The organism is Candidatus Accumulibacter necessarius (assembly GCF_036625085.1).
In genome coordinates this window covers 609080-631011 of the sequence record NZ_JAZKUM010000001.1, presented here as the reverse complement: position 1 = coordinate 631011, position 21932 = coordinate 609080, and the positions used below count along the sequence as shown (strand labels likewise).

Below are 21932 nucleotides of genomic sequence, written 5' to 3'. Positions count from 1 at the left end.
TCCACAACCGGCAGCCACCAGCCGACTGCTGCGACCCGCCACCGCGTGTATGATGACCAGCCCGACCGCCGAAAATCGAAGCACGCCATGTCCGACTGCAGCAGCCACGACCAACCGACCGACCCCGCCTTCGACATCGGCATCCCGCGCCACAACGGTTTCGACGGAGCCGCCTTCGAGCGCGCGGTCGGCGACCTGCTGAGCGCCTGTGGGATTGCCCCGGACGACGCGCACATGGCGCGCACACCGCAGCGCGTGCGGGAACTCTGGCAACGCCGCCTGCTTGGTGGCTACGACCTCGACCCGGCGGCGGCGCTGGGCGAGGGCTTTGCCGATCAGCGCAGCGACCTGGTGGTCGTCCGCGGCATCGCCGTGCACGGCGTCTGCCCGCACCACCTGGTACCCTTTCGTGGCCTGGCCCACGTCGCCTATCTGCCCGGCGGCCGCCTGCACGGCTTTGGCCGCATCGCACGCCTGGTCGATGCGATCGGCCATCGCTTCACCTATCAGGAATGGATGACGCGCGACATCGCCGACGCACTGATGGTGCACGGCAAGGCACGCGGTGCCGCCTGCGTCATCGAGGCCGAGCAGTTGTGTCTGCTGCTCGGTGAAGACCGGCGCGGCGACGAACGTGTGATCACCCAGTCCTTCAGCGGTGAATTCGAGCGCTCGGCGCAGTTGCGCAACGAGTTCCTGCGCGCCACCGGTGGCCGCCGCGGCGACTGAGACGCCGCCGGCAAATCAGCGGCCGGTCAGCGTCAGGGCCAAAGGCGTGGTCAGTGCCGCCAGCGCCGTCGACAGGACCAGGCTGCTCGCCACCGGCCCTTCGAGCGTGTTGAACTGACGCGACATCAGATACACATTGGCGCCGACGGCCAGCGAGGCGAGCAAGACCACCACCTGCGTCTCCATCGCCGGCAGACCGATCAGACGGGCCAGCAGCCAGACCACCAGCGGCTGAACGACCAGCTTCAGACTACTGATCGCCAGGCTGATCCGCCAGCCGGCACGAATGCCGTATTCGGCGAGTCCCATGCCCAGCGCAAGCAGCGCCATCGGCGCCGCTGCCTGTCCGACCATCGCCAGTGGCAAGGCCACGAAAGCGGGTAGCGGCAGCCCGGTGAGGCCGAAAAGCGTTCCCGCGAGAATGCCGGCGACGATCGGATTGGTCAACACCCCGCGCGTCGTCTTGGCATAGCCGCGCAGTGAAAAACTCCCGTGCCGCGCCCACTCGATCGACACTGTCAGCAGCGTCCACAGAATCAAGGCGTTGAACACCAGCACCAGGGCCACCGATGGCAGCGCCGCGTCACCCAGGGCGACTTTGGCCAGCGGCAGGCCGAGCAGCACGTTGTTCGAGAATACCCCGCCCAGGGCAAAAACCGACTGGCCGACGCCATCAAGCGCGAACAGCCGCCAGGCAACCAGACGGCCAATGACGAAAACGATCAGGCAGCCACCAAAGAAGGCCAGCAGCAGGCGTGCGTCCACCGGCGGCAACTGCGAAAGATCACTCATCAGGCGAAAGAGCATCGCCGGCAGCGCGACCGAGAAAACGAAACGCGACAGGTTCTCGGACATCGCTTTCGGCCAGCCGCTGATGCGCATCAGCAGATAGCCGGCCAGGACCAGGACGAACAGCGGCGCCGCCAGTTCGACGTGATGAACGAAGGTGTTCATTGCCCGAGCCGGCGCCCGTCTGCACCCTTCTCAGTCAAGGAAGCGGGGCGGACGCCGTTCGCGCATCGCCGCCATCGACTCCTCGAGATCGGCCGACATCAGCATCGCCGCGTTCCAGGTCGCGATGTAGTTGAGGCCATCGGAGACCGAGTGGTCGCGCCCGTAGTTGAGCATTTCCTTGGTGCCGCGAATCGCCAGCGGCGACTTGGCCGCGATGCTCTGCGCGATCGCGCGCACACCGACGAGCAGCGCCGCAGGCGTTTCGAAGACCTGGTTGGCAAGACCGATCTGCTTTGCCTCCACCGCATCAACGCTGCGCCCGGTATAGGCCAGCTCGCGCGCGATGCCATCGGGCACCAGCCGCGGCAGACGCTGCAATGTGCCGACATCGGCGGTCATTCCGACGTCGATTTCGCGCACCGAAAACTGCGCATCGGAGGCCGCGTAACGCATGTCGCAACAGGTCACCAGGTCGATCGCACCGCCAATGCAGGCGCCCTGAATCGCCGCCAGCACCGGCTTGCGGCAACGCTCGACACTCGCCAGGCAATCCTGCAGGTCGAGGATCAGCCGGCGCAGCGCCTCGCGGCTGCGCGCCGAGTCGGCGTGCGCGACCGCCTGGCCGACGCCGGCCAGCATCGCCAGATCGATGCCGGCGCAGAAATTGCGCCCGGCGCCGCTCAGCATGGCGACGCGCACCGCGGCCGTCGCGTCGGCCCAGCTGAAGGCAGTACGCAGTTCCTGCCACATCGCTTCGTTCATCGCGTTCGAACGTTCGGGACGATTGAGCCGGATTTCGGCGATACCCTCGCGCAACTCGATGGCGATCGTCGTCAATTGTGGAATGGCCATAGCCAGATGCTTCTCCTGTAGGGATTGGTTCCTGCCAGCGCCAGCGGCGCAGGATACCTGCAAAGTGTAATTGAATTGCCGAGCGCTGCGCCGGCGGGCAAAAGGCGCGACAATTCGGCGACCGATCCGACTCCCCGCCACATGAGCCCAAGCAGCGCTTCACTCCTTCCCGCCCTCGCCTATACCGCCCCTCCCGACGGCGGGCTGGACATCGTCTACCTCGACGCCGCCGTGCTGCTGGTGAACAAGCCGACCGGTCTGCTCTCGGTACCCGGTCGCGGCGAAGAGAAACAGGACTGCCTTTTCCGGCGCATCCAGTCCAGCTATCCGGAAGCACTGATCGTCCATCGCCTGGACATGCACACCTCCGGCCTGCTGCTGCTGGCCAGAGGCAAGGAAATGCAGCGACGGCTGAGCAGCGCCTTCGCCACACGGCAGGTCGAGAAACGCTATCTGGCGGTGGTTGCCGGACGACCGCCATCGACCTGCGGCGAAATCGACCTGCCGGTCGCTGCCGACTGGCCGAACCGCCCGCGCCAGAAGGTAGACCGGCAGGCCGGCAAACCCTCGCTGACCCGCTACCGGGTGTTGAGCCATGACCCAGCCGGCAACACCTCCCGCCTGGCGCTGTGGCCCGAGACCGGTCGCACGCACCAGTTGCGCGTGCATCTGCAGGCGCTGGGCCACCCGATCGTCGGCGACGTACTCTATGGCAGCGCTGCTCTGGCAGACAAGGCTGAGCGTCTGCTGCTGCACGCCGATCATCTGGCTTTCGTCCACCCGGCCAGCGGGCGGGCGATGTGCTTCAGCTCGCCGGCGCCGTTCTAGGCTTGCCTGACGACAGGCCACGGCCGCGCCGCTATACTGTCCGCCTCCCATCACCAATCGCCCTAGCCACCGAGGACGCCGCCGGCATGCGCTTTGCAACCCACCCGCTGTGGCTGGTCGGCTTTCGACCCTTCTTTGCCCTTGCCTGCCTGTCGGGACTCAGCCTGCCGGTGCTCTGGGCGCTGATCTTCTCGGGCACGCTGACGCCGCCACCGGCACCCTTCTCACCCAGCCAGTGGCACGCGCACGAGATGTTCTTCGGCTTCGGCTGGGCCGTCCTCGGCGGCTTCCTGCTCACCTCGACCAAGAACTGGGTGAAGGTTCGCGGCTACCACGGCACGGCGTTGATCGTCCTCGTCGCGGCCTGGCTGCTCGAACGCGCCGGCATGTGGTTTGCCGGCGAATTGCCACCATTGATCTTCCGCCTGGCCAGCAACCTGTTCCTCGCCACCATTGTCGCCATGCTGCTGTGGACGCTGATCCGCCACCATCGCGACGACGCGTTCCGCGACAACTACTTCTTCCTGATCATCCTGCCGCTGTTCCTGGTCGCGAAAAACCTGCTGCTCAGTGCCGACCACTTCCAGACCGGCGCCGCGATGACCCTGGCGCTGTTCCGCGTCGCCTTCCTGGTGATGCTCGAACGGACGCTCACCCAGTTCATGAAGAACGCCCTGCAGGCCGACATCCTGCGCAACCGCGTGCTCGACACGGCGATCAAGCTGCTCGCCCTGCTGCTCGTCGCCGCCAGCCTGCTGCCGGCGCAGATCTCGTCCTGGATCGCGTTGCTGCTGGCGCTGCTGCTCGGCGTCCGCTTCGCTTTCTGGCAGCCGCATCTGGCCCTGCGCCGGCTCGATATCGGCATCATGTACCTCGGCTACCTGGCGATCGTCGCGCAGTTGCTGCTGCAGTTCGTCGAGCAGGCGGGGCAGCCGGCCTGGCTCGGTTCGCTGTCGATGCACGTGTTCACCTTCGGCGCCATGGGCCTGATCATCCCCGCGATGCTGATCCGTATCGCCAACGGCCATACCGGCCGCAAGGTCGTCTTCGACCGCCTCGACAAGAGCGTGCTGTGGATCATGATCGCCGGCTTCGTGCTGCGCATCGTCGTGCCGCAGATTGATCCGGCCGGCTACCTGCGCTGGATCAGCCTCGCTGCGGCATGCTGGTTCGCCTGTTTTGCGATTCTTGGCTGGCGCTACATCCCCTACCTGCTGCAGGCACGGGTGGACGGCAAGGAACACTGACCCCCCGAGTTCGACACTTTTCGCGTGCCAGACGCATAATCGAGGCATCAGCCGCAATGAAAACAAGGAGTTGGCGCGCAGCCAGAAATTCGTTGTAGTGACACGCCTGGCCTGGAAATCTATTGCGATCATGGCAGTATGTGGATACAGTAGCGACATGTTCGTGAAGATCACCACGTCCGGCCCGCGCCAGTACGTCAAGCTCGTCGAGTCCTACCGGGACACCGCCGGGGTGCCTCGCCAACGGGTCATCGCCACCCTGGGGCGCATCGAAGCAGTGCGATCTGGCGAGGCTGACTCGCTGCTCAACGGTCTGCTGCGGGCGGCGGGCAAGCTCTCCCTGGAGGAAGGGACCGGCGAGGTCGCCTTTGCGCCAGCGCTGTCGGTCGGCGACACCTGGCTGCTGACCGCCTTGTGGAAGGAACTGGGCTTTGCCGACGCCTTTCGCCGGTTGCTGCGCAACCGCCACCAGTTCGACGCCGAACGTCTCCTGCGGGTGATGGTGTTCAACCGGCTGTGTGATCCGGAATCCAAGCTGGGGATCCTGCGCTGGCTGGAGGGCACCCGGGTTCCCGAGGTCAGCGCCGATTCGGTGAACCACCAGCACCTGCTCCGCACGATGGATACCCTGGCGGAGGGTGCCGACCGGGTGGACGACGCCTTGACAGGTCTTCTGCGGCCGTTGATCGATCAGGAGTTGGCGATCGTCTTCTACGATCTGACGACGATCCGTGCCGAAGGCAGCACCGACGAGTCGGAAGATCTGCGGCACTTTGGCCATGCCAAGGAGGGCGGGACAGTGCGCCAGGTGATGCTCGGGGTGGTCCAGACAGCGGAAGGCCTGCCGATCCATCACGAGGTCTTTGCCGGCAATACCGGCGAGACGACGACGCTGGTGCCGACCATCGAGAAAGTGCTGGCACGCTATCCGATCAAGCGGGTGGTGCTGGTCGCCGATCGCGGTCTGCTGAGTCTCGACAATCTCGACGCCATCCGGGCGCTACGGGTCGGCGATCAGCCGCTGGAGTTCATTCTGGCCGTCCCGGCGCGGCGCTACGGGGATTTTGACAGCCTGCTCACCCCTTTCCACGAGAAGAGCTGCCAGTCGGCGACGGCAGAGGTGTTCGGTGAGCTGAAGTGGCAAGGGTTTCGTCTGATCGTTGCCCATCGCCCCGACAGGGCCAGCGAACAGAGTCGCGTACGCGATGAGCGCATTGCGGCGCTGGAGGCCGATGCCGCGCAGTGGGCGGAGAAACTCGATGCGCAGGAGGCCGGTCAGACCCATCCGGGCAAGAAGCTGTCAGACGCCGGTACGATCGCCCGTTTCTACAAGGCGGTCGCTGACGCGCATCTGGCGCACATCATCAGGGTCAATCTCGCCTCCGAGGTATTCACCTACGAGATCGACGAACGTGCGCTGAAGCGCGCGCGGCTGATGGATGGCAAGCTGATCCTCGTTGCCAACGTTCCGGATTCTCCCCCGGCCGAGATCGTGGCGCGCTACAAGGCGCTGGCCGACATCGAACGGGGATTCCGTGTCCTGAAGTCCGAGATCGAGATCGCGCCGGTCTTCCATCGCCTGCCGAACCGAATCCGGGCGCATGCCTTGATCTGCTTCCTGGCGCTGCTGCTTTATCGGGTGCTGCGCCTGCGCCTGAAAGCGAAGGCCAGTCCCCTCTCCCCGGAACGCGCTCTGGAGATCGCCCGCCGGATCCAGTACCACCAGGTCACGCTGCACCAACGCCAGTCGGCCTCCGGCTTGTCCGCCATCACCCCCCAACAGAAGGAGCTGTTCGAAACCGTCGCCCTGCCCGAGCCCTCCGCCAGACGCTTGTAGTGCCAATTTCGAACCCGTGAATTGAGCACAAACAATCACTTGGCCGTATTTTTGTCGAACTCGGGTGACCCGCGCGCAGTCGACGACTGGCCCGCGCCATGTCGCCGCGGGATCGCCGCAAGAGGTCAGGAAGCCAGGAGACAGAAGGTCAGAGCGTCCTGGCGAGACGGAAACCCTGGCTGTCGTTCCGGATACCGGGCCCATCCCTGAAGCGGAAGGCCGCCCGCGCGAGCACCGGAGGGACGCTCCAGGAGCCGCCGCGCACCACCCGCCGGCCGCAGTCGCCGCGCTCCCATGACCGCCCGTCATCCGGTGCACCCGTGTAAGTCTCGTTCCAGCAGTCCTGCAGCCACTCCCAGACGTTGCCGATCATGTCGCACAGGCCGAAAGCGTTGGCCTCGAAGCTGCCCACCAGGGCCGTCTCGGCGTAACCATCGTCACACTCGTGGATCGGCCACGGCCATTTCGGATGCGCTGCCTTCAGGCTGCGGTCGGCGACGTTGGCGTAACGGAAGGCCTGGTTCGGGTCGTCACCCCAGAAGCGGGCAGTGGTCGTTCCCGCCCGCGCGGCGTATTCCCACTCGGCTTCGCTCGGCAGCCGGTAAGCCCTGGCGGTCTTCTCACCCAGCCATTTGACGTAGGCCAGCGCGTCGTTCCAGCTCACCCCGACGACCGGATGGCGATCGTCCTGAGCAAAGCCCGGGTTCCGCCAGCTCTTGCCCTTCGACCAGTTCCACTCACCCTTGCTGTCGTCCCAAGCTTGGATTCCCTGCTCGGGATTCCGCTCGGCTTCGGTCTGGTAGCCGCTCACGTGGACGAAGCGACCGAACTCGCCGACCGTCACCGGATAGCGACCGAGGGCAAAGGGCTTGGCGATCCGCACCCGGTGCTGTGGCCCTTCGTCGTCCGTGCGGCCCGCTTCGGATTTCGGCGAACCCATGACGAACTCGCCGGCCGGGATGACGACCATCTCCGGACCCGCATCGCCGTCTCTGAACACCTTGCCCGACGGCCATTCAGCGGCTCGGACAGCAGGCGGCTCCGGGTCAGGCTTCGACCCACCGGCCAGCGCAGCGACTGGCTTCAACGCCTTGACGAGCTGGGAGAGATCGTAATCCCAGCGCTTGTCGCTGATCTCGTGCGCGTTGCGCCGGGCCAGCAGCCGCAGCGAGGCAGGCAGATCAGCCGCCTTCGGCATCGTCGCATTGCCGACCAGCAGCGGCACGACGCGCAGCCGGGGGCGTTTCAGACTCTCCTCGATCTCCAGCCGCACCCAGTCCTCTGGGTCGTCGAGCCGCCGCTGGCCGTGGTCATCGCGCACGTCCAGCCAGCGCGGGCCGATCAAGACGATCGCGACGGCACAGCTTTCCAGCGCGCGGCGCATCGCGTCAACGAAATCCTCACCGATGCCGATCGACGCGATGTCCTGGAAAACCTCAGTCTGCGGGAACTCACGCCGCAAATCGGCCGCCAGCCGGCCTGCCCAGCCGGCTGCATCCTGGCGACGGTAACTGATGAAAATGCTGCCCAACTCCCCCTCCCCCACGCTGCACGGGCATCGAGCCCCGCCACCTGCGACATTATGCCAGCATCGGCACCGGCGGCGCCCTGACCGACCAGCCAACCACCGCGAAAGGTGCCGCAGCCCGAGTAGTCGAGGTAATGCAGCTCGGCGCAGACACGGAACAGGAAGCGCAGTTTTTCGAGACCGAGGTTGGCGTCGCTCAATGGGCGCTCACGCGCCTTGCTGTACGTCGCTTCGATCAGGCGCTCGAAGACGTCGAGCGCCGTCGCCTGCATGCGGTCGCCGAGCAGGAACTTCTGGCTGCGCGGCAGCTTGTCGAGCGTCGGGATCAGCCAGACGATGAAGCGGAACATCGCTTCGAGCGCCGGTCCCGATCTGCGCGCCGCGTCGCTGGACTGGCGAGGTTCTTCACCTGGCAGAGAAGTGGTCATGTGGTGGATGCAAGAGGTAAAGAGTCAAAGACTCAGGAGGTCAAAGCGTCCTGGCGAGACGGAAACCCAGGTAGTGGCTCCGGCCTCCGGGCACGTCCCCATTGCGGTAAGCCGCCCGCGCGTCCACCGGAGTGCTGTACCAGGAGCCGCCGCGCATCGCCCGCTGGCCACAGTCGCCCTTGATCCATGGCGATCCATCGGCTGGTGCACCGAAATAGCTTTCGCTCCCGCAGTCCTGTGTCCATTCCTCGACGTTGCCGATCATGTCGTACAGACCGAAGTCGTTCGGCTTGAAGCGGCCAACCGGCGCCATCTGCTTGCCGCTCCACTCGCTGCCTGAATTAGAGAAGTTGGCCCGGTTGGTCCCCGGCTCCTGGCCCCAGGGATACGCCGTCGTACTTCCAGCGCGGGCGGCGTACTCCCATTCAGCCTCGGAGAGCAAGCGGTAGCCCTTGCCGGTCTTCTTTGCCAGCCAACTGACGTAGGCCTGCGCGTCATCCCAGCTCACATTGATCACCGGCTGCCTGCCGCGTCCCCAGCCTTCGTCGTCGGGCTTTTGCTGACAGCCGCCGGCAGCCACGCAGGCATCCCACTCGTCGAAGGTGAGCTCGTGTTTCCCGACGGCGAAGGGCTGTGCCAAGGTCACCCTGTGTTGCGGTCCTTCGGCGGAAGATCGCCCCGTCTCGGTATCCGGTGAGCCCATCATGAAACTGCCCGCAGGAACAACCACCATCTCCGGGCACTGGTCGCAGTCGCGAAAGACCTGGCCTGCGGTCACGTTCGTCGGCAATCTCGCCACCGGTTTTTCGCCTTCAACCGGCGACTTGGCCGGTACCGGCACAGGCTCGGGTTGGCTCTCCTGCCCTGCATACTGGACGAAAACGACGAGCGCAATGGCTACCGCCGCGCCGATCGCCGCGACCGGCTTCCACCCCGCCGCGGCTCCCCCGCCCGTTTCCGGCTCGCCTGCGCCGGTGGCACGCTGCCGTGGCTCGTCCCGTGGTCCCTCATCCTGGCTACCGAGTGCAGTGCGCGGCACACTTTGAGTCACACTTCGATGGGGGGACGGCTGAGCCTCGAGCGCCGGCTCCCGGACAGCCGGCGTCTTTCGCTCAACCGCGCTGAAAACAGCAGCCGATGGCACTCCGCCCTCGCGCTGGATTGTCTCGTCTGGCGACGGTCTGACCTCGGTGCGACTGTCGAGGCCCGGCACCCGCTGCAGATGTTCGACCAATTCCGCGACGTCCTTGCCCCAGTGGCGGACGGTCAGCGGAAACGCCTGCCGCCGCGTCAAGGCATGCAGGTCCTCGGGCAGGTCCTCCAGGCCGGGCATCTCGGCATGGTCCAACAGCACGGGGAAAACGCGCACGCCCGGGCGGCGCAGGCTCTCGGCGACCTCGTGCCGGACCCAGTCGCCGGTAACATCGAGGCGTCGTCGCCCCTTCCTGTCGACGACGTTGAGCCACTTCGACCCGATCACCACCAGGACCGCTGCACAGGTATCGAGCCCGCGCTGCACGGCGTCGACAAAATCGGCGCCGGGATCGATGCTGGCAAAGTCCTGGAACACCTGCTCGGAGGCGAAGTGCCGGCGCACGTCCTCTGCCAGCCGGCTCGCCGCGAGTTCGCTATCCTCGCGGCGGTAGCTGATGAAGATGCGGGAAGCCTGCATTGACACGCTGTCGGTCGTCACCCTGCGATCCCCCCGGTCGAAGCCATGGTGTGAAGCGGATTATGCCATGGCAGCGGCCAGCGGGCCGGCGATCACGGAGCCGCCGGCACGGGGACGAAGTCGCTGCACGTGGCCTGACATCATGCGAGGCAAAGATGGGCACCAGCGACCCCGCGAGCAATCGCATGCGCACAACCCTAGCCCTTCATGACTTGTTGATCGCCAAAGTGCAGGCGCTGACCGGCATTTCCGAAAAGTCCGCCTTGGTCGAGGAAGCGCGGAAGGCGCTTGTCGAACGTGAAAGCGCCCGTCGCCTGGTATTGCTCGGCGGCAGCGAAGCCGCACTGTCCGATCTGCCAAGGCGGCAGACCCCCGCTGCGTGACCTGGAGTTTTCCCGGTGAGCGGCTGCCTCACCCCGGCAATGAAGTCATCGGCCCGATCATGCGTCGCATCGATCGCGCGAGCCGGCGTACCCGCCCCGTTTCTCCGCACAATCGCCGCAAGAGGTAAAGAGTCAAAGAAGCAAGAGGTCAGAGCGTCCTGGCGAGGCGGAAACCCCGGTGGCTGTTCTGGAGCCCGGGCCCGTGCCTGAAGCGGGAGGCCGCCCGCGCGCCCCCCGGACTGCTGTACCAGGAGCCGCCGCGCACCACCCGCCGGCCACAGTCGCCCTTGAGCCACGGCAAGCCGTCCTTCGGCGCACCGGTATAGCTGTCGTTCCAGCAGTCCTGTGTCCATTCCCAGACGTTGCCGATCATGTCGCACAGACCGAAGGCGTTGGGCGCAAAGCTGCCTACCGGCGCCGTCTGCTTGCCGCTCCACTGGCTTCCCGAACCATCGAAGTTGGCGCGGTTTGTTCCCGGCTCCTGGCCCCAGGGATACGCCGTCGTGCTTCCGGCGCGGGCGGCATACTCCCATTCGGCTTCGGAGAGCAGCCGGTAGCCCTTACCGGTCTTCTGCGCCAGCCAGGCGACATAGGCCTGCGCGTCGACCCAGCTGACGTTGATCACCGGCCGCCGGCCGCGACCCCAGCCTTCGTCACCGGGCTTCTGCTTGCAGCCCCCGGCAGCGACGCAAGCATCCCACTCGTCGAAGGTAACGGCGTATCTGCCGACGGCGAAAGGGCGGGCGATCGTGACCTCATGCTGCGGCCCTTTGTCACCGCTTCGCCCTGGCTCGCTCTCCGGCGAGCCCATCAGAAAGCGGCCTGCCGGGATGACCACCATTTCGGGCAGATCGGCTGCGTCGCGAAAGCCCGTACCCGCGGGCAGTTCTGCCGCGACGACCTTCGATTTGACCCAGGTGTCGCCGCGCAGGACCTGACAGGTGTCGGTCGCGGCGGCACGTTGAGGCGACGCTGTCGGGGGCGTTGTTGACGGCGAAGGAACCGGGGGGTGATCCGGATCGACCGGGCTACTCGTGCGATCGAGACCGGGAACCCGCTGCAAGTGCCCGATGAGTTCCGCGACGTCCTTGGTCCAGTGCCGGACAGTCAGCGGAAACGCCTGCCGGCGGGTCAAGGCCTGCAGATCCTCGGGCAGGTCCTCGACGTCAGGCATCTGCGTATCGCCAAACAGCACCGGGAAGACGCGTACACCGCGACGGCGCAGGCTCTCGCCGACCTCGTGCCTGACCCAGTCTCCGGGAACGTCGAGGCGGCGGCGCCCCTTCCGGTCAACGATGTTGAGCCACTTCGGCCCGATGACCACGAGCACCGCCGCGCAGGTGTCGAGCCCGCGCTGCACGGCTTCGACGAAATCCGCGCCGGGGTCGATACTGGCGAAATCCTGGAACACCTGCTCGCGGGTGAACTGCCGGCAGAGGTCGTCGGCCAGCCGGCTCGCCGCAAGTTCGCTATCCTCCCGGCGGTAGCTGATGAAAATGCGGGAAGCCTGCATCGACGCGCTGTCGGTAGTCACCCTGCAATCCCCTGGCTGCCAACATGGTGTCCGGCACATTATGCCATAGCGGCGGCCAGCCCCGACCATAGACGCTTCCGCCCGCGCCGATGCCTCCGCAAACGACAGCGGCTGATCGGGGCACGCGGCGTGATTGACGCCGCCGGGTGGTGGCTCTATGCTGCTTCTGACATCGCCGGGTTTTCCGGGCATCGGCACTGGCACCGCCAGTCGCGATGCTTCCCGGCTGCCGTGGGAGCGCTGCAGCCGGGAAGCCACGCCGTAGAACGCGAGTGACGCCGGCAATTCGGCGCGCAGCCGGCGGCTGTGCTGCCAACCCTTTTTGCTTTCAGAATCGCCAGAGAGGTCAAGAATGCGTCCGCCAGCCCTGCTCTTCGCCCTGCTCGCCGTTGCCACGGCGGCATCGGGCGCGGGGGTCTACCGATGGGTCGACGAGAAGGGGGTCACCCACTTCTCGGAGTTGCCGCCGCCGGGGCAACAGGCACCGAAGCCACGGAAGCCGCCCGAGGTGCCAAGCCAACCGCAGCCTGCTTCGCCAGCCAGCAGCGATGCCGGCAGACCGGCAGGCAAGAGCTGGCAGGAGAAGGAGGCGGAGTTTCGCCAGCGCCAGATCGACCGTGACGCGGCTGCCCGCAAACAGGAGCAAGACGAGGCAGCGGCAAAGCGCCTGCAGCGCGACTGCCTCATCGCCAGGAAACGCCTCGAGGACATGCAGAACGCGAACACCGTCGCTCGCCTCGACGACCGGGGCGAGCGCGTTTATCTCGACGACAAGGCACGCGCCGCCGAGGTCCAGCGGCGAAAGCAGGAAATCGAGGCGAACTGCGCCGGCCGCTAGCGACGGACGGGACGTCGCCCGCCGCCGCGCAGATCCCTACCCCGTCAGCGTTAAACGGATCGCAGGCGCAGCAGCAGGACCAACGCCGCGCCCCACATCGCCACCGGCAGCCACTCGAGCAGCGATCCGAAGTCAGCCGCGCCCGAGGCCGCCAGTCCCAGGCGCGACATTGCCGCGACCGCCAGCGTCGCCATCAGCGCGCCGGTATTGCGGCCGGTCTGCAGCGGATAGCCGCGCTCGGCCGCGACGCCGATCGACGCGCAGAGAATGAAGCCCCAGAAACCCCCGGCGGCGAACTGGCTGGCCACCAGCAGCGGCAGCGAGCCCGCGATGGCGGTGATGCTCAGAACCAGCGCACCCGCTGCAGACGCCAGTTGCAACACCGGCAACGGCCCGCGCCCGCGCACCAAGCGATCGACCAGCAGTAGCCCGAAGCTGAAGCCAACCCAGAAAACCGGCAGCAGCCAGGGCAGCAGCACGGGGTCGGCGAGACGCCTGAACTGCGGCGCCGAATTGATCGCCGTGTGCAACTGCTGGCCGAAGGCGAGCAGCAGGGCGATCAGCAACAAGGAGCCCCAGGTCGGCCCGCTCGCGCGGTGTACGGGCACTGCCGTTGCCACCGGGGCAAGCGGCTGCGCCGCGGGTACCGAGCGCTCGACCCGGACCAGCGCCAGTGCCGAAACGCCGACCGCCAGCGCGCTGAGCGCAAAGGGCAACGCCGGGTCAACGCCCTTGAGGACGATCGCCAGATACGGCGCCAGTGCCGCCGCAACCGCCAGTCCCAGCAACTGGATGCCGGCCAACCGTGGCATCGCCGCCCGCGCAGCGTAACGCGACAGCAGCACGTAAGGCGGCGCGCGCAGAGCAGCCGAAGTGACCACCCACAAAGCCGTCATCGGCAGGAACAGGGCCGGCGTCGCAGCCAGCCAGGGCAGCAGCAGCATCGCCACAGCCGATACCGCCGACAGCAGTACCAGCAGCGGCCCGATCCGGCGCAGCGCCGCACGCGCGCGGTCCACTGCGACTCCCACCGACCAGTCGGCGAGCGCGAACAGCAACTGGTCGGCGGCCAGCAGCCACGGCAGGTAGCGCTTATCCACCCCGCCGCGCGCCAGCAAGTCGGGCAGGAAGATGACGTAGACCACCCAGCTCAGCGAGAAGAAGAGTTCGACGCCGGCCAGCAGCCAGGCGGCGCGGGTATCGGCAAGCGGCGGGGAAGTGTCCATGGCCACTATCGTGGCAGCAAATGCCGCTCGTGCAAAGCCATTCGCCGCGACGGTGCCGCGACCCTTGCGGTCGTGCCGAAAGGCCCTATAGTCTGCGCTGCGCGGCCGCTCGATTGCCGGCACCCCATTCCACCACAAAGGAGCAACGGCATGAAACTCTACTTTTCCCCGGGAACCTGCTCTCTCTCGCCACACATCGCGCTGCGCGAAGCCGGTCTCGACTTCGAACTCATTCGCGTCGACATCCGCCAGCGCAAGCTGGCTGACGGCAGTGACTTCACGGCGATCAACCGCAAGGGTTACGTGCCGGTGCTCGAACTCGACAATGGCCTGCGCCTGACCGAAGGCCCGGCGATCGTCCAGTACATCGCCGACCGCAAGCCCGCGAGTGGTCTCGCGCCGCGTCCCGACACGATCGAACGTTACCAGCTGCAGGAGTGGCTGGGCTTCATCAACTCCGAGTTGCACAAGGGTTTCAGCCCGCTGTTCCGGCCCGCTACGCCCGATGAATACAAGCAGGTCGTGCGGGAAAACCTCGCCGGCCGCCTGGGCTATGTCGCCGACCATCTGGCCAGTAACGACTACCTGATGGGCGACCAGTTCACCGTCGCCGACGGTTACCTGTTCACGGTCCTCGGTTGGGGCCGCTGGGTCGGCATCGACATCGCCCGCTGGCCGTCGCTGCTCGCCTTCCAGCAACGCGTCGGCGAGCGCCAGAGCGTGCGCGACGCACTGGCTGCAGAAGCGTGACCTGAGATCGAGGTCCGGTGAGCGGGCTGACGGCGGTCGCCACGTCCGCTCACGTCCTCGTGAGCGCCCGGATGACCCATGCATCCACGTTGAGCGTGCATCGATTTGTGCATGCAATGACGCCATGGAGATTGAGTTCGATCCAGACAAGGCCGCCGCCAATCCGTTGAACCATGACGGCGTGACCTTTGACGAGGCCAAGACCGTGCTGCTCGACCCTTACGCGTTGACACCGGAAGACCGCGATGTCGTGGGCGAGCAGCGGTTCGTCAACTTGGGCATGGGCGTCATGGATCGGATTGTGGTGTGGACGTTGCTGGGTGAGACCGTACGTCTGATTTCGGCCTGGAAGGCCAAGCTACCCCAACGGAGGCGCTATGAACAACCGTTCTAACCCCATCTTTGACCGCTACGCCGACCTGGATTTTACCGACGCCAAGCCAGTCGCCGAGGTGCCCGCCTTGGCCAAACTGCAAGCCGCCCATGGCGGCAAGTCGCGCATCACCATACAATTGGACAACACTACCCTGGCGGTGTTCAAGGCCCGCGCCGAGATGACCGGCGGCAATTACCAGACCATGATGAACGAGGCCCTGCGCCAGTATGCGGAAGGGCTGACCCTGGCCGACGTGGTGCGCGACACCATCCGGCAGGAACTGCACCACACCCGGATTGATCGGACCGGTAGCTTGCACGCCTTGCGGCAGGTGGCTGCTGCGTGCCACGCAAGTTGACGATCACTTTTGAGCGACCGGTTGGTCGATCTGCTCAAGGAAACGTACGGGCGGCCGCGCTACTGGGAGTTGCGCCAAGGCGCCACCATGACAAGATCCGTCTGGTGCGCACTGGCTGCTCTGGCCTGAATGCGGCAGTGAACGACGACAGACGGTTGCTCAGGAAGCGCCAAACCGTGCCACAACGGGTCGCTCATTGACTGCAGCCGTCGCGACGAGGAATATCTCTGCAGCGGAGGTTGAATTGTCCGTTTTTGGAGCTATTCTTGTTGCATTAGGCCTTTCCCCATGAGCGGCGACTCTCGCACCAACACTGGCACCAGCATTCGCGCCGTCCTCAGCGCCATTGCCGGGTTTGCTGTCGTGCTGCTCATGATCTGGGGGGTCAACCACCAGATCGTCCAGCCTGCCTTCGTTGAGTTGGAGCGTGTGCAGGCGCTCGAGGATAGCACGCGGGCGCGGGCGGCAATCCAGGGCGAGTTGCGACAACTGGACCAGAAACTGGGTGACTGGGCGGCGTGGGACGACGCTTACGCGTTTGCCGAGGACCGCAATCCGGCTTTCGTTCACTCCAACCTCGGCGACTGGCGCGTGCTCGAGAAAAGCACCCATGTCAATCTCTGCCTGATTCTCGACCGCCAGGGGCAACGGCTGTACGCCGGCGGCTACGACTCGGACCTCGGCGGAGACCTCCTCCCGGCAGAGTTCGCCGGCGCTCGGCCGGCGATCGGCGCCCTGCTCCACGCCGCACTGGAACGGGAACAGGCGCGCGCCGGCCTCCTGCTGACCGAGTACGGGGTACTGCTGCTCGCGGCCCGTCCCATCCTGACCACTCAGGGAAAGGGACCAGCGCGCGGCGCCCTGCTCTTCGGCCGGTTTCTCGACGAACCGTTGCGGTGGGCGCTGGTTGAGCAGACGCAGGTCGCTTTCCATCTGCTCGCCGCAAACGATCCCAGTCTGACGGCGGCGGAGCGCGAAGATCTGAAGACTCTGCGCGCGGACGAGCCCGAACTGCGAGCGGACCCGGCCGGTGCCGGGTTCGTCTCTCAAGTACTGGTAGATTTGGCCGGTCAACCGGCGGTCCTGCTGCGCACCCCGATCCGGCAGACGATCTCCGCGACGGCACAGCAGACCAGTCGAACGCTGGCGGGAGTTCTGGCGCTGGCGGCTCTGGCGCTGCTGCTTGGTCAGGCGGTGTGGGAGAACCGGGCGCAGCGCAGTGCCTCGGAAGCGACGGCGGCGGCCTGGAGAATCGCCACACTGACCTTCGTCATCGGCCTGACGCTGACTGTCGGCATGGGCTGGGAACTGCATCGGCACAGCGCGTCCACTGCGCAGGATTTCTGGCTCCCGCTGGCGATTGGCGCCACGATCACACTGCTGCTGGCGCTGTACCTGTTCGTCCTGGTCGCCCGTCGGCAGCGGGCAGAAATGTTGGCGGCGACGCGTACGGCCGAATTGCAGGCCAGCGAGGAACGGTACCGGATCGTCGCGCTGCTGACCGGCCAGATGATCTACGACTACGACTGCCTGACTGGACGGATCCAATGGGAAGGCGCGATCATGACCCTTACCGGGCACGACCCCGCGGACTTCGCCAGAGTGGACATCGACGCCTGGGCAGCGCTGATCCACCCGGAAGACCGGCCGCAAGCTCTCGACCGGCTGCGCCAGGCGATGGCGGCCGGCGCTCCGTACATGTTCGACTATCGTTTCGCGCGCAGCGACGGCGCGTACTGCTGGGTCGAAGACCGGGGCGCGTTTCTGCTCGACGAACGGGGAACCGCGCGGCGAATGCTCGGCACGATGAAGGATGTCAGCGAACGTAAGCAGGTGGCGGCGGCACTCGAGGCGCGCGAAGCACAATTGCGCACGCTGATCGACGCCATGCCCGATATCGTCTGCTTCAAGGACGGCGCCGGGCGCTGGCGGGAAGCCAACACTTTCGCCCTGCGGTTGTTCGGCCTGGACGGCGTCGCTTATCGGGACAAGACCGAGGCCGAACTTGCAGCGTACAGCCCGCTTGACCGGCAGACGTTCCAGCGGCTCGAAGACCGCGACGAAGTCGCCTGGCAGCGGGGTGAACCCAGCCGGAGCGACGAGCGCCTCCCGCAGCCAGACGGGTCCGAGAAAGTCTTTGACGTCATCAGGATCCCTCAGTTCGACGATCGGCGGCAGCGCCAGAGCCTGCTGGTGGTCGGCCGCGACATCAGCGACCGCCAGTACGCCGAGCAACAGTTACGGCAATCCGAGGAGAAGTTCGCCAGGATTTTTCAGACGACGCCGAACGTGGTGGTCATTTCGCGCGTGCACGACGGCGTTTTGCTGGACGTCAACCCGGGCTTCGAGGAGATCACCGGCTATTCTCGGGTCGAGGCGGTCGGTCGGTCCACCCTGGAATTGAAGCTGTGGGCTGATCCAGCCGACCGGGACCGGCTGGTAAGCGACCTGGGTCGGTACGGCGAAGTCTTGTACCGCGACTTCACTTTCCGGCGCAAGGACGGCGCCGTGCGCGCCGGCCAATATTGCGCGCGTCCCCTCGCCATCGACCACCAGTCCTGCCTGCTGTTCCTCATGCAGGACATCACCGAGCGTCAGCAGGCCGAAGAGGCGTTACGCCAGCGCGATTGGCTGCAGCAGGCCACCGCCGACGCGCTGGCGTTGCTGCTATCCGGGCGCGACCTGCGCGACACCGTCGGGGCAGCTCTGGCGACGCTGGGCCAGACGGTGTCCGCCGATCGGTCGTACATCTTCGAGAACCACACCGACCCGGCCAGCGGCGCGCCGCTCCTCAGCCAGCGCTACGAATGGTGCGCCGACACGGCCACTCCGCAGATCGACAATCCCGAGATGCAGAATCTCTCCTACGACGCTACCCTGCCCGGCTGGTACGCTGTCTTGCGCACCGGCGCAGCGATTGCTGGCTTGGTCCGGGATCTTCCCGAAGCCCAACGCGCCTTGCTGGCGGCGCAGGAGATCCGCTCGATCCTGCTGCTGCCGATCCAGGTGGACAGCGACTTCTGGGGGTTGATCGGTTTCGACGACTGCCATACCGACAGGGTCTGGACTCCGGTCGAGGAGAACATCCTGCGTACCGCCGCCGCGGCCATTGGTCACGCCTACGTCCGGCTACGAGCCGAGGCGGCACTACGGGTCAGCGAGGAACAGCATCGAACGCTGGTGGATAACCTGAACATCGGCGTCTATCGCAACACCGGCGGGGCCCAGGGCCGATTCCTGCAGGCCAACCCGGCGATTGTTCAGATGTTCGGTTTTGCCACCGACGCAGACTTCCTGCAGGCACAGGTCTCCGATCTCTACGCCGACCCGCAGGAAAGACTTCGCTTCATGACGGAGATTCTGAGCCAGGGCCAGGTCACCAACAGGGCGCTCCACCTGCGCCGCAAGGACGGCACGACCTTCTGGGGCGCCGTGACCGCGCGCGTCGCCTACGACGACCAGGGCGACGTCAAATGGCTCGACGGCGTCCTCGAAGACGTCACCGCGCGCCGGGAGGCCGAAGCGCGCCAGAGGCTGGCGGCGGCGGTCTTCGAGGCGACACATGATGCGATCATGGTCACCGACGGCCAAGGAAGGATCATCGCCGTGAATCCGGCGTTCAGCACGCTGACCGGCTACCCCGAGGCCGAGGTGCGCGGAAGAAGTCCGCGCCTGCTGTGGGCAGAGCGTCAGCCCGAGGCATACTTCGAGGCAATCTGGCAGACCGTCGCGGACGAGGGAGTATGGCAGGGCGAGTTCTGGGCCCGACGCAAGGATGCCGAACGCCGCGCGACGCTGGCCAACCTGAGTACAGTTCGGGACGGCACCGGTCAGGTCACCCATTACGTCGGGATCGCGACTGACATCACCGAACTCAAGTCCGCCGAGCGGCGAATCGAGCGTCTGGCCCACTATGACGCACTGACCGCGCTGCCCAACCGGGCGCTGCTCGCCCAGCGGGCCGAACTGGCGCTGGCGCTGGCTGCCCGCCGGAGTGAGACGCTGGCGTTGCTGTTCCTCGACCTGGACCGCTTCAAGGACGTCAACGATTCGCTGGGCCACGCCGCGGGCGACGCGTTGCTGGTCCAGGTGGCAGGCAGACTGCAGGCGCTCCTCCGCCTTGAGGACACGGTGTGCCGTTTGGGCGGCGACGAGTTCGTCCTGCTGTTGCCGGAAGCTGACCAGCAGGGTGCGCTACGGGTCGCGGACAAGGTGCTGGCAGCGCTCCGCGAACCGTTCGCCTTAGTCAGCCATCACCTGGGAGCCAGCGTCTCGATTGGCATCGCGCTCTACCCGCACGACGGCACCAGTTTCGCCGATCTGCTGAAGAACGCCGACACCGCGCTGTACCGCGCCAAGCAGGACGGCCGCAACACCCGGGTGTTCTACGACCGGGAGATGAATGCCGCGACACTGGCGCGGCTGGTACTGGAGGCAGAGCTGCGTCAGGCCATCGCCGCCGGGCACCTGCGCGCGCACTACCAGCCCAAGGTCCGGCTGGCGGATGCCACCCTGACCGGCGCCGAGGCACTCGTGCGCTGGCAGCATCCGGCGCGCGGCCTGGTGCCGCCGGCGGAATTCGTCCCGGTGGCGGAGACCAGCGATCTGATCGTGGCGCTTGGCGACTGGATGCTCGACGAAGTCTGCCGGCAACTCGCCACGTGGCGCCGCCAGGGCTTGCCCAGGCTGACGGTGGCGATCAACCTCGCAGCCCGCCACTTCCGCCAGCCTGGGCTGGCCGACCGGATCGCCGCGGTGCTGGCAAACCACGACCTGCCGGCCCAGGCGATCGAGCTGGAGCTGACCGAGTCGACGCTGCTGGAAGCCGGCCCGGATACGGCAACGAACCTGGCGCAGTTGCAGCGGCTCGGGGTGAAACTGGCGCTGGACGACTTCGGCACCGGTTATTCCAGCCTGAGCTACCTCAAGCGCCTGCCGCTGGCCGCACTCAAGATTGACCGCAGCTTCGTGCGCGATCTGGTTGCCGACCCTGACGATCGCGCCATCGCTGCGACCATCGTCGCCCTCGGCCACCACCTGGGCCTCGTCGTGGTGGCCGAGGGGGTGGAGACCGATGAGCAGCGCCGCATCCTGCTGGAGCAAGGCTGTGATCTCGCTCAGGGCTTTCTGTTCGATCGCCCGCAGCCGGCGGAAGAATTCGCCGCTGCCTGGCTAAACCACGCCGCGGCAACCGGCGAGCCTAGCCCGACACCAGCATGAACCCCCAGGTTCCCAGGATGTAGATCAGCAGCGCCGCCCAGGAATCCGCGCCTAGCCCCCAGTAGCGCCGCGGTTTGCGCAGCAGGATGCCGGCCACGTACACCGCGGTCATCACCAGCCCGATCATGCCGATCCACGCATTGGCGCGCCCCTCGTGCGGCAGGACCGGTTGCCCCGCAAGCAGGTCGGCGAGCACGAACAGGATGAGCTGGAAGGCGTTGCCGCCAAAGATGTCGCCGAAGACCAGCGTGTAGGCCTTCATCTTCACGCCGGTGATGGCGGTACTGATCTCCGGCAGGGCCGACGCCAGCGCCAGGACCGTCGCGCCGAACAAGACGCCGTTGATGCCCATCAGGTCGGCAAGGCGGTCGCCGCTCTGCTCGAGCACGACACCGGCGACCAGCGTGACCACCGACGCGGCGAGAAAGATCGTGACGTTCTGGGCGGTGCTGGCATTGTGCAGGCCGTCGCTCCTCCCAGGGCTGTCCGCAGCCGATGCCGCGGACAGTGCGCCGGTGTCGGCGGGCACGGCAAGGTCCATGTCCTTCCGGTCGCGGTAGCGACCCAGGGCCAGCATGCCGACCAGCCAGACCACGAAGATCGCGATGCTCCCGACGCCGAGCGGACCGACCGCGGCGGTGGCGGGAAGCAGGCCGCTCATGACGGTAATCCCGACCACGCAGATGACGAGCGTCCCCTCGAGGGCTGGCACGAGCGATGCCGATGCTGTCGATAGGGGGCGCGAACCGCACATGAAGCGGTCGGCGATGACGAGCACCAGTGTCTGCATCGCCACTCCGCCGATCAGGTTGCCCGCCGCGATATCGAGATGCCCGCTGCTGACTGCGCTGACCGTGATCGCCAGTTCGGGCAGGGCTCCGGTGATCGACAGCAGGACCATTCCGCCGATGGTCTCGCCAAGACCGAAGCGATCGTCCAGCACGTCGGTGGCCTTCGCCAGCCAGACACCAGCGATCCACGTGGCTACTGCAGCGCCCGCGAAGAGAAGTAGCAGCGCGGGTATTCCGAGATCGTTCATCCAGAATTCCTTTGTCGAGCCCCGGCCGAAGTGGCCGAAAGCTAGGATTGGCAAGCCTTTATGGACAAAAGTATATGGACCTTCAACAAAAGGCGTCAATCTCGCATTTGGACCCGGGAGCCCCTGAAAGTCA

Annotated in this window: 17 protein-coding genes; 10 read left to right on the top strand and 7 right to left on the bottom strand. The window is 66.3% G+C overall.

What is annotated here, in order from left to right; genetic code table 11:
• The first annotated feature begins 87 nt into the window (after window positions 1-87).
• On the top strand, window positions 88-729 hold the full coding sequence (folE, locus tag V5B44_RS03175) for a GTP cyclohydrolase I FolE (protein ID WP_332357663.1): 642 nt from the start codon (window positions 88-90) through the stop codon (window positions 727-729).
• 15 nt (window positions 730-744) lie between these two features.
• Here the strand turns inward: folE and V5B44_RS03170 are convergent, their stop codons facing one another.
• Together V5B44_RS03170 and V5B44_RS03165 are read right to left on the bottom strand one after the other, a co-directional pair.
• On the bottom strand, window positions 745-1683 hold the full coding sequence (locus V5B44_RS03170) for an AEC family transporter (protein ID WP_332357661.1): 939 nt from the start codon (window positions 1681-1683) through the stop codon (window positions 745-747).
• Window positions 1684-1713: 30 nt separating this feature from the next.
• Window positions 1714-2535 carry a crotonase/enoyl-CoA hydratase family protein gene (locus V5B44_RS03165; protein WP_332357659.1) on the bottom strand — a complete coding sequence of 274 codons (822 nt, stop codon included), beginning with the start codon at window positions 2533-2535 and terminating at the stop codon, window positions 1714-1716.
• A gap of 141 nt (window positions 2536-2676) precedes the next feature.
• Between V5B44_RS03165 and V5B44_RS03160 the strand changes: the two genes are divergently transcribed.
• The 3 genes from V5B44_RS03160 to V5B44_RS03150 all read left to right on the top strand — a co-directional run bounded on the left by V5B44_RS03160 (window position 2677) and on the right by V5B44_RS03150 (window position 6447).
• A complete protein-coding gene (locus V5B44_RS03160) occupies window positions 2677-3363 on the top strand; it encodes an RluA family pseudouridine synthase (protein ID WP_332357657.1) in 687 nt (228 codons plus the stop codon).
• A gap of 86 nt (window positions 3364-3449) precedes the next feature.
• A complete protein-coding gene (locus tag V5B44_RS03155) occupies window positions 3450-4610 on the top strand; it encodes an NnrS family protein (protein ID WP_332357655.1) in 1161 nt (386 codons plus the stop codon).
• A 157-nt stretch (window positions 4611-4767) separates the two neighbouring features.
• Complete coding sequence (locus V5B44_RS03150; protein ID WP_332357653.1) at window positions 4768-6447, top strand: IS1634 family transposase; 1680 nt, start codon at window positions 4768-4770, stop codon at window positions 6445-6447.
• Window positions 6448-6595: 148 nt separating this feature from the next.
• Here the strand turns inward: V5B44_RS03150 and V5B44_RS03145 are convergent, their stop codons facing one another.
• Together V5B44_RS03145 and V5B44_RS03140 are read right to left on the bottom strand one after the other, a co-directional pair.
• Window positions 6596-7993, bottom strand: a complete 1398-nt coding sequence (locus V5B44_RS03145) for an SUMF1/EgtB/PvdO family nonheme iron enzyme (protein WP_332357651.1) — start codon at window positions 7991-7993, stop codon at window positions 6596-6598.
• A gap of 450 nt (window positions 7994-8443) precedes the next feature.
• Entirely contained in the window at window positions 8444-10096 is a 1653-nt protein-coding gene (locus V5B44_RS03140; RefSeq protein ID WP_332357649.1) for an SUMF1/EgtB/PvdO family nonheme iron enzyme, read from the bottom strand.
• A gap of 164 nt (window positions 10097-10260) precedes the next feature.
• On the opposite strand from V5B44_RS03140, the gene V5B44_RS03135 reads away from it, so the two are divergent.
• Entirely contained in the window at window positions 10261-10458 is a 198-nt protein-coding gene (locus V5B44_RS03135) for a type II toxin-antitoxin system VapB family antitoxin (protein ID WP_332357647.1), read from the top strand.
• Window positions 10459-10606: 148 nt separating this feature from the next.
• On the opposite strand, the gene V5B44_RS03130 is transcribed toward V5B44_RS03135, so the two are convergent.
• Entirely contained in the window at window positions 10607-11992 is a 1386-nt protein-coding gene (locus V5B44_RS03130; RefSeq protein WP_332357645.1) for an SUMF1/EgtB/PvdO family nonheme iron enzyme, read from the bottom strand.
• 352 nt (window positions 11993-12344) lie between these two features.
• Here V5B44_RS03130 and V5B44_RS03125 point away from each other — a divergent pair, with 352 nt between their 5' ends.
• Window positions 12345-12830: a DUF4124 domain-containing protein gene (locus V5B44_RS03125; RefSeq protein WP_332357643.1), complete on the top strand. Its 486-nt coding sequence runs from the start codon at window positions 12345-12347 to the stop codon at window positions 12828-12830.
• A 50-nt stretch (window positions 12831-12880) separates the two neighbouring features.
• Here the strand turns inward: V5B44_RS03125 and V5B44_RS03120 are convergent, their stop codons facing one another.
• The gene (locus V5B44_RS03120) at window positions 12881-14056 is read right to left on the bottom strand and encodes an MFS transporter (protein WP_332357642.1); all 1176 of its coding nucleotides are present in this window, start codon (window positions 14054-14056) and stop codon (window positions 12881-12883) included.
• Window positions 14057-14206: 150 nt separating this feature from the next.
• Between V5B44_RS03120 and gstA the strand changes: the two genes are divergently transcribed.
• The 4 genes from gstA to V5B44_RS03100 all read left to right on the top strand — a co-directional run bounded on the left by gstA (window position 14207) and on the right by V5B44_RS03100 (window position 20760).
• Window positions 14207-14806: a glutathione transferase GstA gene (gene gstA / locus V5B44_RS03115; RefSeq protein ID WP_332357640.1), complete on the top strand. Its 600-nt coding sequence runs from the start codon at window positions 14207-14209 to the stop codon at window positions 14804-14806.
• Window positions 14807-14930: 124 nt separating this feature from the next.
• Complete coding sequence (locus V5B44_RS03110; RefSeq protein WP_332357638.1) at window positions 14931-15200, top strand: BrnT family toxin; 270 nt, start codon at window positions 14931-14933, stop codon at window positions 15198-15200.
• Complete coding sequence (locus tag V5B44_RS03105; RefSeq protein WP_332357637.1) at window positions 15184-15540, top strand: BrnA antitoxin family protein; 357 nt, start codon at window positions 15184-15186, stop codon at window positions 15538-15540. The genes V5B44_RS03110 and V5B44_RS03105 overlap by 17 nt, the downstream gene beginning before the upstream one ends.
• Window positions 15541-15828: 288 nt before the next feature.
• Window positions 15829-20760, top strand: a complete 4932-nt coding sequence (locus V5B44_RS03100; RefSeq protein WP_332357636.1) for a PAS domain S-box protein — start codon at window positions 15829-15831, stop codon at window positions 20758-20760.
• Here V5B44_RS03100 and V5B44_RS03095 read toward each other — a convergent pair.
• Window positions 20741-21799, bottom strand: a complete 1059-nt coding sequence (locus V5B44_RS03095) for a sodium:calcium antiporter (RefSeq protein ID WP_332357635.1) — start codon at window positions 21797-21799, stop codon at window positions 20741-20743. The two genes, V5B44_RS03100 and V5B44_RS03095, sit on opposite strands and share 20 nt — an antisense overlap.
• Window positions 21800-21932 lie beyond the last annotated feature (133 nt).

What these genes read in the sequence shown, in the direction of transcription:
- folE (WP_332357663.1), top strand. Translation starts at nt 88, where the DNA reads ATGTCCGACTGCAGCAGCCACGACCAACCGACCGACCCCGCCTTCGAC.
- V5B44_RS03170 (WP_332357661.1), bottom strand. Translation starts at nt 1,683, where the DNA reads ATGAACACCTTCGTTCATCACGTCGAACTGGCGGCGCCGCTGTTCGTC.
- V5B44_RS03165 (WP_332357659.1), bottom strand. Translation starts at nt 2,535, where the DNA reads ATGGCCATTCCACAATTGACGACGATCGCCATCGAGTTGCGCGAGGGT.
- V5B44_RS03160 (WP_332357657.1), top strand. Translation starts at nt 2,677, where the DNA reads ATGAGCCCAAGCAGCGCTTCACTCCTTCCCGCCCTCGCCTATACCGCC.
- V5B44_RS03155 (WP_332357655.1), top strand. Translation starts at nt 3,450, where the DNA reads ATGCGCTTTGCAACCCACCCGCTGTGGCTGGTCGGCTTTCGACCCTTC.
- V5B44_RS03150 (WP_332357653.1), top strand. Translation starts at nt 4,768, where the DNA reads ATGTTCGTGAAGATCACCACGTCCGGCCCGCGCCAGTACGTCAAGCTC.
- V5B44_RS03135 (WP_332357647.1), top strand. Translation starts at nt 10,261, where the DNA reads ATGCGCACAACCCTAGCCCTTCATGACTTGTTGATCGCCAAAGTGCAG.
- V5B44_RS03125 (WP_332357643.1), top strand. Translation starts at nt 12,345, where the DNA reads ATGCGTCCGCCAGCCCTGCTCTTCGCCCTGCTCGCCGTTGCCACGGCG.
- V5B44_RS03120 (WP_332357642.1), bottom strand. Translation starts at nt 14,056, where the DNA reads ATGGACACTTCCCCGCCGCTTGCCGATACCCGCGCCGCCTGGCTGCTG.
- gstA (WP_332357640.1), top strand. Translation starts at nt 14,207, where the DNA reads ATGAAACTCTACTTTTCCCCGGGAACCTGCTCTCTCTCGCCACACATC.
- V5B44_RS03110 (WP_332357638.1), top strand. Translation starts at nt 14,931, where the DNA reads ATGGAGATTGAGTTCGATCCAGACAAGGCCGCCGCCAATCCGTTGAAC.
- V5B44_RS03105 (WP_332357637.1), top strand. Translation starts at nt 15,184, where the DNA reads ATGAACAACCGTTCTAACCCCATCTTTGACCGCTACGCCGACCTGGAT.
- V5B44_RS03100 (WP_332357636.1), top strand. Translation starts at nt 15,829, where the DNA reads ATGAGCGGCGACTCTCGCACCAACACTGGCACCAGCATTCGCGCCGTC.
- V5B44_RS03095 (WP_332357635.1), bottom strand. Translation starts at nt 21,799, where the DNA reads ATGAACGATCTCGGAATACCCGCGCTGCTACTTCTCTTCGCGGGCGCT.